This is a genomic window from Demequina sp., assembly GCA_024707205.1.
Classification (GTDB): domain Bacteria; phylum Actinomycetota; class Actinomycetes; order Actinomycetales; family Demequinaceae; genus Demequina.
Window position 1 is genome coordinate 619,661 of record JANQAD010000001.1, and the last position, 13,469, is coordinate 633,129.

Sequence of the window (13,469 nt, forward strand, 5' to 3'; positions counted from 1 at the left end):
GTTCCCGTTCGTTGCCAGTCCTTAGGAAACTGTAACCTTTCGCGTCACACGGGAGCGACGGCGCTCGTCGCAGTGCCCGCGAACGCCGCGTCCGCCACGGCGATCGCCTGGGCTTGCACGCCCGCGTGTTCGAGCGCGAGGAGCGCCGCTCCCGCGATCGGCGGGCGGCGCACGTGCACCACCTTGGCGCGCGGAGCCACCTCCGCGACCCCGGCCAGCACGCCCCCGCTGAGGCGGGGCGTCTCTGTCTCGAACATGCCGCCGCCGAGCACCACGGGGAAGGCGTGGTCCCCGAGTCCGAGGCGCGTCACGATCGCGCGCACGAACGCCACGATCTCCTCCGCTTGCCGGTCTACCAGGCTCAACGCAATGGCGTCGTCGCGAGCCGCGGCCGCGAGCACCACCGGCGCGAGGCTGGACAGGTCCGAGAACTCCCGCTGCCCAAAGTGCAACTGCTCGATGACCTCGTCGATGCTGTGCGCCCCCAGAGAGGTCAGCACTCCCTCCACGAGCGCCGTCTGCGGGCCGCGCCCGTCGACGGCGCGCGCCGCGTGCCACAGCGCCGCCTGGCCCAGCCCATACCCGCCGCCCCAGTCGCCGGAGATCTCGCCGAGGGCGGGGAAGCGGACCGTGGCGCCGTCCGCGCGGATGCCGACGGCGTTGATCCCCGTTCCGCAGATCACGGCTACCGCGTCGGTCGCCTCCGTGCCGGCGCGCAGCAGCGCGAACAAGTCGTTGTCGACCACCAGCCCCGCGCCGCCCACGCGCATCCGGCCACGCCGGCGCGGTACCGCTCGATCTCGATCGGCAGATCCAGCCCGGAGAGGTACACGTCCGCCTGGACCACCTCGGCGTCGCCGACCACGTCGCGCACGAGCGCGTCGATGACGGCCACCGATCCCTCGAGTCCCACGAGGTGCGGGCTGCTCTTTGGCCCCCGCTTACGCGCGATCACGGTCCCGTCGAGCGCGAGCGCGACGACGTCGGTCTTGGAGCCACCGCCATCGACCGCGATCACGACCTTGTTCGCCGGCGTCATCTCGCCCACTCCAGGTGTCGCTTGTTCGCCGCGAGCAGCAGGTCCGTGAGGCGCTCGGCGCGGTCGTACTGCAGCACCAAGGGGTTGGCCGCCATCGCTCGCACCACACGCTCCCGGCCGCCGTGAACGGCGGCTTCGAGCGCGAGCCTCTCGTATCCGGCGACGGCGCCGATCAACCCGGCCACGTCGTCGGGCAGGGGCGCGACCGGCTCGGCGACGAAGGTGCCGTTCCGGAAGGTGGCGGGCACCTCAACGACGTGGTCGTCAGGGAGGAAGGGAAGGAGGCCGTCGTTGCGGAGGTTGACCACGCGAGGCGGGTGGGCGGCGCCCATGATCGCCGCGAGCAGCTCCACCGCGGCCTCGGAGTAGAAAGCGCCGCCGCGGCGCTCTAGCGCCTCGGGCTTGGTGTCCGCACTGGGATCCGCGTAGATCGCGAGCAGCTCTTCCTCGATGGCGCGAACGGCCTCCGCGCGCGAAGGCTCGGCGAGCTGCTCGGCGAGCACCTCGTCGTGCGCGTAGAAGTACCGCAGGTAGTACGACGGCACCATGCCCAGCCCAGCAAGCAGCGCAGGGGCGAGGTGAACGTCGTCGCTGAGCTCACCCAACTGATCCCGCAGCAGGCCCGGCAGGCGGTCGACGCCGGCAACGGTCACGCTGCGCTCCCACGTGAGGTGGTTGAGGCCAACGTGACCGAGCCGCACGTCGTCGGGCTCCGCGCCCAGCATGCCTGCAAAGCGCCGCTGGAAGCCGATGGCCACGTTGCACAGCCCGACGGCGCGGTGCCCGTGCTCGAGCAGCGCGCGGGTGACTATGCCAACGGGATTGGTGAAGTCGACGATCCACGCGTCCGGCTTGGCGTGCGCGCGGACCGCGTCGGCGATGCGCAGCACCACGGGAACCGTGCGCAGGGCTTTGGCGAGCCCGCCCGGCCCGGTTGTCTCCTGGCCGATGCAGTGCACCTCGTGCGGCCACGTCTCGTCCTCGTGGCGCGCCTCCTGGCCGCCGACGCGCAGCTGCAACAGCACCGCGTCGGCGCCCGAAACGCCTGTTACAAGGTCAGTTGTGGTCACGACGCGCGCGGGGTGACCGGCGCGCGCGAGCATCCTTCGCGCCATCCCGCCAACGAACTCGAGCCGGCGCTCGTCGGGGTCCACGAGCGCAACCTCGTCGAGCGGCAGTTCCGCGCGCAGGCGCGCGAAACCGTCGATCAACTCCGGCGTGTAGGTGGAGCCGCCGCCAACGATTGCGAGCTTCATCGTGCCCTTCCTTGCTCAGCCGATCGCAGGAGCGTCGACGACGATGGCCGCCTCGAGGCGGTCCCGAATCTCGGTGACAAGCAGCCGGCGCGCGCCGCGCAGCACGGGCGAGCCTCCCGCGAGGCTCTGATGCACGGACACTCGGTGGTGCGTGCGGACCTGCGACGGCTTGGCCTTTGGCGGCGGCTCGTCGGCGATGCGCTCCTGGACCAGCGCGGCCAGCCCGTCTCCCGCGGCAAGGCCGGTGGGCCCGCCGATGACGATCGCCGAGGGGTCCAGCACCGCGAGCACGGGAGAGGCGAGCAGCGCTACGCGGTCGGCGAGGGCGGCGAGGGCGGCCTCGTTGGTGTCGAGGCCCGCGAGTGCGTCCGGCAGCCGCGCGTCCTCGGCGGCGCCCACCAGTCGCCGGACGGCGGGGCCGCCGAGCAGGTCCGTGAAGTCCATCGCGTCCGGATCGAGGGAAGCCGCCGAGCGCGGCACCTCCACGTAGCCCACCTCGCCCGCGCCGCCGAACGCCCCGCGCTGCACCTCGCCATCGATGTCGATGCCGACGCCGAGGCCCTCGCCGAGCCACAGGTAGACGAAGCTGGACAGCTCCCGCGTGCTGCGCACAGAGCGCTCGGCTATCGCCGCGAGGTTGACGTCGTTCTCGAGGATCGCGGAGACCCCGGTGCGAGACTCGATGCGCTCGCGCGCGCCGACGCGCGGCCATCCGGGAAGCGTGTCGGTGAAGGACACCGAGTCCTCGCCGCTGTCCACCGCCGCCTGCACGCCAACGGCCACGATCCGCACCGCGGACTCGGCGACATTGGCAGCCTCGCACGCGGCGGCGATGGCCGCGGCGACGTCCGACTCCGGCGAGCGCTTCGAGCCCGGCCGCTCCGTTGGCACCTCGACAACCGGATGCTCGGCGTCCGTAGGGTCGACGACGACCGCCTCGATCGCGTCCGCGAGCACGCTGATGGCCACGCCGGACATGCTCGCCTGGCGAACGCCGTAGGACACGGCATTGGGGCCGCGGGAGCCCGCGGTCTCGCCGACGGGCTCGATGAGCCCGATGCGCTCGAGCCGCGAGATCATCTGGCTCGCCGTTGGCTTGGACAGGCCGGAGAGCTCCCCCAACTGGGACCGGCTCAGCGCGCCGTGCTCAAGGAAGAGGCGGAACGCCGCGCGGTCGTTGTGGGTGCGCAGGAACGTCGGGGTGCCGGGGGTTGTCATGACGCTCCCTGCCCTGATGAACTGCCGAGCGCACTCGCGTGGCGCACCTCGTCGCGCAGCTGGCCAAGGCGATCCGGGTCGGCGGCGGCCTCTCGCAGCGCCTTCGTGTATTCGTGCTGCGGGTTGAGGATGACCTCGTCCGCGGGCCCGCGCTCCACCACCTGGCCATAGCGCATCACGAGGATCTCGTCTGAGAAGTGCCGCGCGGTTGCGAGGTCGTGCGTGATGTACAGCACCCCGATGCCGTCCTGCCGCTGCAGGTCGGCGAGCAGGTTGAGCACGCCGAGGCGGATGGAGACGTCGAGCATCGACACGGGCTCGTCGGCGACGATGAACCGCGATCCTGGCGCGAGGGCACGGGCGATCGCCGCGCGCTGCCGCTGACCGCCCGAGAGCTCGTGCGGCCGCCGCAGCATGAACTTCTCCCCCGGCGTGAGCCGCACGCGCTCAAGCAGCTCAACCGCGCGGGCGTGCGCCTCATCGGCGGACAGGCCCGGATTGTGCAGCCGCAAGGGGCGCTCGATGTGGTGGGCGATCGTGTGGAACGGGTTCAGTGAGGCGAACGGGTCCTGGAAGACCATCTGCACCTGACGGCGATAGTCGGTGAGCGCCTTGCCGCGCACAGGACTGGGCGAGCCGTCGAGCAGAACCTGCCCCGCCGTCGGGCTCTCAAGCTTGGCGATCATGCGCGCGACCGTTGACTTGCCCGAGCCGCTCTCGCCCACCACGGCCACCGTCTTACCTGGTACCAGCGTGAATGAGACGTCCTGCACGGCGTGGAGCGTGGTGACGTGGAAGCCGCTGCGCAGGCGGAAGTCCTTCACGAGGCCGCGCGCCTCGAGCGAGCCCTCGGGCTTGGTTTCGCTCACGCGTCACCTCCGCTCCGGACGAAGCCGCCGCGCTCGCCCGTGAGGCTGGGGAAGCTCGAGAGCAGCTTGCGAGTGTATTCGGATTGCGGGTTGCGATAGATCTGCTCCGCGGTGCCCTCCTCGACGATCTCGCCCTCGAGCATCACGACGATGCGGTCGGCGATCTCGATGAGCAGGGGGAGGTCGTGGGTGATGAAGATGATCGCGAACCCAAGCTCCTCGCGAAGCCGCATGATCTCGCGGATGATGCCGCGCTGCACCACCACGTCGAGCGCGGTGGTCGGCTCGTCCATGATCATGACCTGTGGGTCGAGCGCGAGCGCCATCGCGATCATCACGCGCTGGCGCATGCCGCCGGAGAGCTGGTGCGGGAAGCTCGACATGCGGGAGGGGTCCACGCCGACGAGCGTCAGCAGCTCGGCAGCGCGCGCGTCCCGCTCGCTCTTGCTCATGCCGGGGCGGTGGGTGGTGAGGACGTCGTGGAGCTGCTTGCGCACGGTCAGCACGGGGCTCAGCGAGTTCATCGAGCCCTGGAACACCATCGACACCTTGTCCCAGCGGAACCGCCGCAGCTCGTCGCCGGTGAGGCTCACCACGTCGATGTCCTCGCCCGAGCGGTCGTGGAGAACCACGTCGCCGGACGTCATCACGGCCGGCGCCTTGAGCAGCCGGTTGAGGCCGTAAGCGAGCGTGGTCTTTCCGCAGCCGGATTCGCCGGCGAGGCCTAGGATCTCGCCCCGGTGCAGGCTCAGCGAGACGTTCTTCACCGCGTGCACGGGGGGCTCCACGGCGTAGGTGATGGACACGTCCGTGGCCTCGAGAACGATGTCTTGCGTCATGCCGTCACCCCCTCTTGGGCTGAGCGCGCCGTGCGTTTCGCTGCCCGACGCTCCGCTTGCCTTTGGCTGCGAGCGGCCTTTGGCGCGAGGCGGAGCTTGGGGTCGATGACCTCGTCGATGGCGAAGTTGATGAGCGACAGGCCGGCCCCGAGGAGGGCGATGATCGCGCCCGGCGGAACGAACCACCACCAGGCGCCGGTGCCGACTGCCTGGCCGGTCTGTGCATCGTTGAGCATCGTGCCCAAGGTTATCGACCCCGTCGGGCCCAGACCTAGGTACGAGAGTCCGGCCTCGCCAAGGACCGCGAAGATGATGCCGAAGATGAACTGCGCGGCGATGAGCGGCACCAGGTTGGGCAGGATCTCCACGAAGATGACGCGCATGGGCCGCTCGCCGGCGACCTTGGCGGCGGCCACGTATTCCCTGGTACGGAGGGACTTGGCCTGGGCCCGCAGCACCACGGCGGAGCCGGCCCAGCTCGTGACGCCGAGGATGAGCGCGATCAGCAAAGAGCTGCGCGCGAGCGGGCCCAGGCCGGGCGTGTTCTGGAAGTAGGCGGCGATCACCATGACCAGGGGGAGGCCGGGGATGACGAGCATGATGTTGGTGCCGAGCGTCAGCAGCTCGTCGAGCATGCCGCCGAAGTACCCGGCGAGGATGCCGAACAGGATCGCGAGGATGAGCGTGACGACGCCGGCGACGATGCCGATGAAGAGCGAGCCGCGCGTGCCCCACGCCAGTTGGGCGAGCACGTCGTAGCCGAGCTTGGTGGTGCCGAGCGGGTGGCCCGGGCCTGGCGGCAGGAGCGCGGGGTTGTCGGAGTCGTGCGGGTCCTGAACAAAGTACGGCCCGATCAGGCCGAATGCCGTGATGAGGCCAACGATCACGACGCCCCAAACCAGCTTGGCGGACCAGCGCGGCATGAGGTGGCGAACAGCGTCGAACCTGAGGCGGCGCTGCGCCGCGAAGGAGACGGTCTCGGCGACGCGCTCCTGCTCGGCCTCGTCGCGCCGGGTGATGCGCTCGGCCTCGAGGGCGGCGGGGCTCGCGTTGGGGGTGTACCTGCTGTCCTCAGCCGCTGTCTTGTCAACCACTGTGCCTCACCCTCGGGTCGATGAAGCCGTAGACGAGGTCCATGCTGAAGTTCGCGGCGAGCACCGCGAGGGTGATGACCAGGAATACGCCCTGCATGAGCGCGTAGTCGAGCCCCTGGACCGCCTGGATCATGAGCTTGCCGAGGCCCGGGTAGCTGAAGACCTGCTCCATCACGATCGAGCCGGCCACCACAAAGCCGAGCGCGATGCCGAAGCCTGCGAGGCTGGGGATGGCCGCGTTGCGGGCGGCGTAGCGGCCGCGGATGTGCTTGGGACGCAGGCCCTTGGCCTCGGCCGTGGTCACGTAGTCCTCTGACAGTGTGGAGACCATCATGTTGCGCATGCCGAGCAGCCAGCCGCCGATGGATGACAGCACGATGGTGATGATGGGGAGTATCGCGTGCTGGACCGCGCTGACAAAGAACGGCCAACTCAGCTCGGGGCCGTCGGGGAACTCGAAGACGTCGTACCCCCCAACGATGGGGAACCACCCAAGGTGCACGGCGAACACCGCGACCAGCACGAGCGCGAGCCAGAAGTACGGGATGGACTGCACCAGGGTGGTCGCTGGGATGAGGTGGTCGAGCCACGTGCCGCGCTTCCAGCCCACCCAGGCGCCGATGCCGACGCCGAGCACGAACGAGATGATCGTGGCGGTGCCGACCAGGGCGAGCGTCCACGGGAGCGCGGAGCCGATGAGGCTCGAGACTGTCTCGGGATAGCGCGTGGAGGAGACGCCGAGGTCTCCGTGGAGGATCCGGCCCCAGTACGCGATGTACTGGTCCCACATGGAGCCGGTGCCCGTGCCGAGGATCGCGTGAATGGACTTGATGGTCTCTTCGCTGAGCGGCCGCCCGCCGTTTGCACGGCGCAGCTTGCCGATCATGATCGCGGCGGGGTCACCAGGGAGCAACCGAGGGAGGAGGAAGTTGAGCGAAATCGTGGCCCACAGCGTGATCAGGTAGAACACGATGCGGCGCGCGTAGAACGGCATACCTCCTCCTCCCTCAGTTGTGCGCGGGTCAGTTACTGACGGGCTTGAGGTGCGTGAGCACCACGGCGGATGCCACCGAGAGGTACGGCAGCGGGTTTGCGTACAGGTTGTCGTCCGTTGGCCAGCCCTCGAACTTCTTCACGTTGAAGAAGGCCTGCGACGCGTTGAGCACAACCGGAATGTACGGCAAGTCGTTCGCGATTTCCGTCTGAATCTGCGCGTACGCGGCCTGCTTGGTCGCCGTGTCCTGGGTGGCGCCGGCTGTTGCCACCGCCTGGTCCACTACGTCGTTCTTGTAGCGCGAGTAGTTCTGACCGGTGACGGGGCTCTCCCCTACCTTCACGGTGCCGTTGGACGCGAAGTACTGGCTGTAGTTCGAGTACGGGTCTGCTACGAGCGACTGGGTGAGGCCGTACAGCGCCATCTGGAAGTCGCCGTTGGAGATTGGCGTCCAGTACTCGGCGTCGGAGACGGTGCGGGCGTTGATGCGAATACCGGCCGACGCCGCCTCCTCGGCGATGAGCTTGGCCGCGTCGTTGTAGTCGGTCCAGCCGTCCGGCGAGAACAGGTCAAGCTCGATGGCCTTGCCGTTCTTGCCGTAGAAGCCATCGGAACCCTTGGTGTAGCCGGCGGCCTCGAGGATCTGACCGGCCTTTGCGGCGTCTGGCGACTGCGGGCTCTCGCCGTTCGCCTTGTCCCCGAGCCACTGCTCGTCGCGGGGCAGCAGCACGAATGCTGGGTTGCTCGTAGCCGGCAGCCCGGCGAAGGCCTTGGAGGCGATGGCCGTGCGGTCGATCGCCGCGTTGATCGCCTGGCGAACTGCGGGATCCGTCTGGTCGCCCTTGCAGCCGAGGTCGGCGTTGGAGCACGTGATGATGACCGTTGGATCCTGCTGGTTGTTCATGGTGGCGATCTCGCCGCTTGCCGTCACCGAGTCAGGGTTGGCGATGAACTGACCCACCCAGTCGAGCTTGCCCGTGGTGAGCAGGTCCTGCGAGGACTGGTTGGAGTCGAGGCCCACGTACTGGACCTCCTTCACGGCCGGCTCGCCGTCGCGGTAGTTGGGGTTGGCCACCACGGTGTAGGACGCGTCGGAGAACGACTGCACCATGTAGGGCCCAGAGCCGACCGGCTTGGGGTTCGTCTCCGCCATGTAGTCGGTGATCGACTCCCAGACGTGCTTGGGGATGATCCACGTGGAGCCCAGCGTGAGGGACGCCTCCGTGAACTGCGGGGTCGAATAGGTGAACACCACCGTGGTGTCGTCCGTGACCTCGGTGTTCACGAGCTTGTCGCTCTTGTTGGAGCCGTAGCCGAAGGTGAAGGCGACGTCGTCCGCCGTGAGGGGCTTGCCGTCGTTCCACTTGAGGCCCGGCTTGATCTTCACGGTGAGCGTCTTGCCGTCTTCGCTGTAGGTAAACGAGTCTCCGATGAGGCCGGTTGGCGGGTCGCTCGACAGTTGGTTGAAGAAGAACAGCGGCTCATAGATGGCGCCGAAGGTCGCGTGGACTGCGGTGTCCACGGCGAAGGGGTTGAAGTTCTCGCTGATGGGGGTGGCGCTGCCCGCCCACACTCGCAGAACGGCGCCGTCGGAGTTTGAGGCTGAGTCGTTGGTGCAGCCGCCAAGCAGCAGTGAGAGGGCGGCGGCCCCCGCGGCTACCTGGAGCGCCACCCTTGAGGTGAATCTGCTCATCGGGGTTTCCTTTCGAGTCCGTGATGTGCCGCAAGCCGACGTGCATGGCTGCGTGGTCACGAAGATATAGGAAAGAACGTTTCTAGTAATAGAGTTTGTTGTTACGTTTGGGTAACGAAGAGACGACGAAGGCCCAGCCTCCTCGTGGGGAAGCGAGGCTTCTACTCTGGGCGTGTCTCGAAGAATCGGTCACCCCTGTTACGGCCTGCCGCAGAAGCGGACACTCCCCCGGCTAAGGCCGTCAACGCACCTCAAGGTCAGCACCGTCTCGCCGCCGAGGCACAACTGAGGGTGGTGAAGCGTGGCTGGGTACCCTTTGGCTCCATCCGCGCGCAGCGCCCAAAGCGCACTCTTGAGGTGGGCGCTGAAGCAGTCGCTCCCAACTTTGAGAAAGACCGACTGCGTCTATGCGCTTGCGACCGAAGGAGTCTAGGCCTAAGTTCAGGCCCATGGAGATATCGCCTCGACACGGCACGTCCGCGTCAGGGATTGCGAAGCAGCGAAGGCGTCTCATTGCGGTTCTCTTGGCAAGCGCTCTTGTCGCCGCGGCTGGCATTACGGCCGCGCAGGCCTCAACTGAATACGGCGCGTGGTACACGGTCGATGTGAACGGGGTCGGGTCGGCGCTGGCGCGCAACTACGTTTATTCCAACACAACTAATCACTCGTTCCGTGCTTATACGTTGGTGGAGCGCTATCCGTACACTTCGCACACAATCCCCGCATATGCAGTGGGAGCACGTGCACTCCTGTACAAAGGTGACACCACGCTCCTCGCCTCAACCACCTATTCCTATAACGTGGCACCAGTACCTGGCAGTACGACCACAGTGGTTCTCTCCGCGACTCCAACCAAGACCTATACGGACCCTATGGCCGCCTATTCCAATGGCCGAATAAAGGGCACCAACTCCTCGGGAACTTCCTACGAAGCCTATATACCCAGGTCCGCCCAGGTATTCAACTACTAGCGACCAGATCAGGAGGACCGCGCTATGAGTCGCATCAAGCTGAGTTTCGGCACCGTCGCAATGGCTGCTTCGGGCGCCGTCGCAGGCGTCGTGTTCGCTACCGCGGGGGCGCACAACGATGAGCCGAGTCTTGCCACTGACCCCGACGTCGTCACGGAAACCAAAGATCTGGTAATCGACTCCGCCAGACTGACCGCCGAGACACACAAACTGGTCCCTGTCTTGACGACCAAGAACTCGCAGGGCTACGTATGGCAGGACGAACTTGATCTCGCCTCCGGCGGCGCGGTCTCAAACCCAGAGGAAGCAAAGGCCTGGATGGACCATCTTGACGAACTCCGAGAGCAGGGTGTCACGGAGATACTCATTCCCGCCTACCAAGCGGACGGCTCCACGGCGATGGGTCAGTATGCGATCAGTATTTCGCCATCCGAACCAACCGCTGGAATACCCGAGGATGAGCTCCGCGAGGTGTTCGCCGACGACCCCGAAGTCCTCAAGGAACTCCTGGGCAGAGACGGGTAAGTGGCTTGGGTGCGAAACACGTTTCAACGTGAGGGCCGGTTCGTCTAGACGTCCCACGCAACATCGTCGCAAAGCATGGAACAAGGTCGCTTCCACCCCATAGATCTCTATGAGCGGCCGGGAGCTATATTGGCGGTGGCTTGAGCGCGGACTCGCAGACCCGCAGCAGTCGCGGCCCGTGACCCCCAGTCAACCAACGTCGTCGCGGATACCCCCCAGGCGGCCTTGTTCCCCTGCAAGCCACGCGAGCGATACCACCGCTCACCGCCCGCGACCTGAACTTCGCGGGAGTTGCCGACGCCTTCGCCATCAGGACTCCAATCCTCGGGCAGCAGCGAATCCTGCGCTCCACCCAAGGGGACACGTCGACTGGTGCACCACACAAAGAGAGCCCGACCGATGGCCGGGCTCTCTTTCGTGACTGTCACCCATGTCGCGACTCATGTGTCACACATGTCCCGACTCATCACATTGGTGGAGCTGAGGGGATTCGAACCCCTGACCTTCTCATTGCGAACGAGACGCGCTACCAACTGCGCCACAGCCCCAAAGTGCTCGGACAGATTACCACCGCCCCAGCGTCGGGAAGAAACTCACATGGCCGCGCGCAGCAGCTCAACCGCGGTCGCCGGCGCCATGCCGAGGCCCGCCGCGCGCCTGCCGAGGTCGGCGATGTCGCGCTCGAGCTGCGCCACGGCGTGCGCCGCGTCGGTCACCACGGCGCCGCGTCCGCGCCGCAGGTCAACGAGGCCCTCCTCGCGAAGTGCCTGGTACGCATGGAGCACCGTGTGCAGGTTCACGCCAAGGCCCGACGCTACGTCCCTGGCGGGCGGCAGACGGTCGCCTTCGCGCAGCTCGCCTTTCGCGATCTGTCCCCGCACGGACGCCGCCAGCTGGGCGAAGAGCGGCTCGGTGGACTCGGCGTCGATGCGCAGGAGCATGCTCAGGCCCCTTGGCGGGCGGCGAGCGCGTTCACGAGCGCCGCGGCGGTGCCGGCGTCATCCACTGTCACGACGAGCGAGTGTCCCTGCTTGCGGTCCACCTTGAGCGCCTCGCCGTTGCGCAGGATCACCCCGAGCGCTCCCGGCACGCGCCGCCAGCCCCATCCGCCGAACGAGCCGAGCGCCTCGGCCCTGATCGCCTGCGCGCCGCCGATGTCCGCGAGTGCGATCCGGCTCTTTGGCCACCCGGCAGGGCCGCGGACCTCCACGCCGGTGGCGTCGACGCGCACGTCTGCCTCGAGCATCGTGAGGCCGAGCGCGCCGATCAGCACCGCGAGGCCGACGAGCAGCCACATGACCGCGTACTCCTGCGCGGCCCAGCACACGATTGCGCCGACGACGAGGGCGGCCACGCCGATGCTCACCGCGATCACCGACCCCTTGCCGGCCTTCGCGACGCCCACCCACATCACGCGCTCGCCGCTCGCGACGTCGAGGTGGGCCACGGGGAGCTCCTCGAATACCGTCACGGACTTCGGCTGAACGGCGTAGCCGATGAGTCCCGCCGCGATGCCGAGCACCGCGCCCACGATGAGCGAAGGCACCACGCTCGGCGCGTCCTGCCACGAGTCCAGGCCCATCTGCATCAGCAGCGCCCACGTCCAGCTCACGGCGCCGAACACCGCGAAGCCGAGCGAGAACGCGCCGAGGAAGCGGAAGGACCATCCGCGCGATCCGGCCCGCACTCGCGGGAGCGCGCTCAGCGCCAGCCACAGCGGGAAGCCGGCACCGAAGAGCAGCGTGAGGACGAGGTAGGACCAGGCGGGACCGGAGCCATCGGGGCCGCCGCTGAAGCCCCAGTGCACCGCGACGGGGTCGGGAACGTGGGGCAGCGCGAGCACCTGGATCACGACACCGAGCACGGTCACGATGGCGGGGATGACGACTCCCACCACGGCGAACCTGCGGGCGATCGATCGGTCCATGTGGGCCTCCTTCATTGTTCTACTACTACTATAACAAGGCGACGTCGCGAACGGGCCCGCTGTAGCGTCGGGCCTATGGCACGCACCCTGCGCCCCGGGCAACGCGCCCAGCTGTTCATCGCCGATGCGGACACCGGAGCGACCACCCTCGTCGCAGAGTCACGCGACCTGCTGTTAGAGGCGCCCAACTGGACACCGGACGGGCGGCACCTCATCGTCAACGGCGACGGGCGGCTGTTTCGCGTTCCCGTTGAGGGCGGCGAGTTCGAGGAGATCCCGCTGGGTCACGTCACCGAGCTCAACAACGACCACGTCCTCTCCCCCGATGGCTCGATCGTGTACGTGAGCAGCGACGACGGGCACCTGTACGCGGTCTCGCTGGCGGGCGAGCCCGCGCCTCGGCGCGTCTCGAATGATCGCGGCCCCGACTTCCGCTACTACCTGCACGGCATCAGTCCGGACGGGACGCAACTCGCGTACATCGGGCTCGAGATCCGGCCCGACGGCGTGCGCACCAACGTCTTCACCATCCCCGCGGCGGGCGGGCCGGACATGCAGCTCACCGACGAGGACGCGCCGCACGACGGCAGCGAGTTCTCGCCCGATGGGCAGTGGATCTACTTCAACTCCGAGCGAGGCTCCTCCACGCCGGGGCATGCACAACTGTTCCGCATGAGCCCCGACGGCGAGGACGTCACCCAGCTCACCTTCGACGAGCGGGTCAACTGGTTCCCGCACCTGTCGCGCTCTGGCTCGCGACTGTCGTTCATCTCCTACCCGCCCGGGACCCTGGGGCACCCGGCGGACCTCGACGTGATCGTCCGGGTCGCCGATGCAGAGGGTGCCGAGGTGCGCGATCTGGTGCACCTGTTCGGCGGGCAGGGAACGCTCAACGTCAACTCGTGGGATCCGTCGGGCCAGCGCCTGGCCTACGTGGCGTACCCGCTGGACTGACCCCCTCCGCCGCACCGCGGCTGACGACCGGATTTCGGCCCGAATTGGGTCACTACGGTGAAGAAATGCCACGCATGCGGTTCAGAACCG

13 protein-coding genes and 1 tRNA gene are annotated in these 13,469 nt (G+C 67.8%); 2 read left to right on the forward strand and 12 right to left on the reverse strand.

The annotated features are described in order from the left end of the window. Positions 1-44 precede the first annotated feature (44 nt). From NVV57_03170 to NVV57_03210, 9 genes are read right to left on the reverse strand one after another with little or no spacing between them, the layout of a single operon-like run. A complete protein-coding gene (locus NVV57_03170; protein ID MCR6711743.1) occupies positions 45-746 on the reverse strand; it encodes a hypothetical protein in 702 nt (233 codons plus the stop codon). After that, a complete protein-coding gene (locus NVV57_03175) occupies positions 686-1,039 on the reverse strand; it encodes a hypothetical protein (protein MCR6711744.1) in 354 nt (117 codons plus the stop codon). Before NVV57_03175 ends, NVV57_03170 begins: the two co-directional genes overlap by 61 nt. Beyond that, the gene (locus tag NVV57_03180; GenBank protein ID MCR6711745.1) at positions 1,036-2,295 is read right to left on the reverse strand and encodes a 6-phospho-beta-glucosidase; all 1,260 of its coding nucleotides are present in this window, start codon (positions 2,293-2,295) and stop codon (positions 1,036-1,038) included. Before NVV57_03180 ends, NVV57_03175 begins: the two co-directional genes overlap by 4 nt. A gap of 15 nt (positions 2,296-2,310) precedes the next feature. Continuing rightward, the gene (locus tag NVV57_03185) at positions 2,311-3,513 is read right to left on the reverse strand and encodes an ROK family protein (GenBank protein MCR6711746.1); all 1,203 of its coding nucleotides are present in this window, start codon (positions 3,511-3,513) and stop codon (positions 2,311-2,313) included. Further along, entirely contained in the window at positions 3,510-4,382 is an 873-nt protein-coding gene (locus NVV57_03190) for an ATP-binding cassette domain-containing protein (GenBank protein ID MCR6711747.1), read from the reverse strand. Before NVV57_03190 ends, NVV57_03185 begins: the two co-directional genes overlap by 4 nt. Then, complete coding sequence (locus NVV57_03195) at positions 4,379-5,221, reverse strand: ABC transporter ATP-binding protein (protein ID MCR6711748.1); 843 nt, start codon at positions 5,219-5,221, stop codon at positions 4,379-4,381. The genes NVV57_03190 and NVV57_03195 overlap by 4 nt, the downstream gene beginning before the upstream one ends. Continuing rightward, complete coding sequence (locus NVV57_03200; GenBank protein ID MCR6711749.1) at positions 5,218-6,315, reverse strand: ABC transporter permease; 1,098 nt, start codon at positions 6,313-6,315, stop codon at positions 5,218-5,220. The genes NVV57_03195 and NVV57_03200 overlap by 4 nt, the downstream gene beginning before the upstream one ends. Next, positions 6,308-7,309: an ABC transporter permease gene (locus tag NVV57_03205; GenBank protein ID MCR6711750.1), complete on the reverse strand. Its 1,002-nt coding sequence runs from the start codon at positions 7,307-7,309 to the stop codon at positions 6,308-6,310. Before NVV57_03205 ends, NVV57_03200 begins: the two co-directional genes overlap by 8 nt. A 28-nt stretch (positions 7,310-7,337) precedes the next feature. After that, entirely contained in the window at positions 7,338-9,002 is a 1,665-nt protein-coding gene (locus NVV57_03210) for an ABC transporter substrate-binding protein (protein MCR6711751.1), read from the reverse strand. Between the two features lie 995 nt (positions 9,003-9,997). Here NVV57_03210 and NVV57_03215 point away from each other — a divergent pair. After that, positions 9,998-10,498: a hypothetical protein gene (locus NVV57_03215; GenBank protein MCR6711752.1), complete on the forward strand. Its 501-nt coding sequence runs from the start codon at positions 9,998-10,000 to the stop codon at positions 10,496-10,498. Between the two features lie 472 nt (positions 10,499-10,970). On the opposite strand, the gene NVV57_03220 is transcribed toward NVV57_03215, so the two are convergent. The 3 genes from NVV57_03220 to NVV57_03230 form a co-directional block, all read right to left on the reverse strand. Beyond that, positions 10,971-11,046, reverse strand: a tRNA-Ala gene (locus NVV57_03220). A gap of 45 nt (positions 11,047-11,091) precedes the next feature. Then, on the reverse strand, positions 11,092-11,439 hold the full coding sequence (locus tag NVV57_03225) for a GntR family transcriptional regulator (protein MCR6711753.1): 348 nt from the start codon (positions 11,437-11,439) through the stop codon (positions 11,092-11,094). Between the two features lie 2 nt (positions 11,440-11,441). Beyond that, positions 11,442-12,425, reverse strand: coding sequence for a DUF1648 domain-containing protein (locus NVV57_03230; GenBank protein ID MCR6711754.1), 984 nt, complete (start codon positions 12,423-12,425; stop codon positions 11,442-11,444). A gap of 75 nt (positions 12,426-12,500) precedes the next feature. Between NVV57_03230 and NVV57_03235 the strand changes: the two genes are divergently transcribed. Continuing rightward, positions 12,501-13,379 (forward strand): biopolymer transporter Tol, encoded by an 879-nt coding sequence (locus NVV57_03235; GenBank protein MCR6711755.1) that lies wholly within the window; start codon positions 12,501-12,503, stop codon positions 13,377-13,379. Positions 13,380-13,469: the final 90 nt, after the last annotated feature.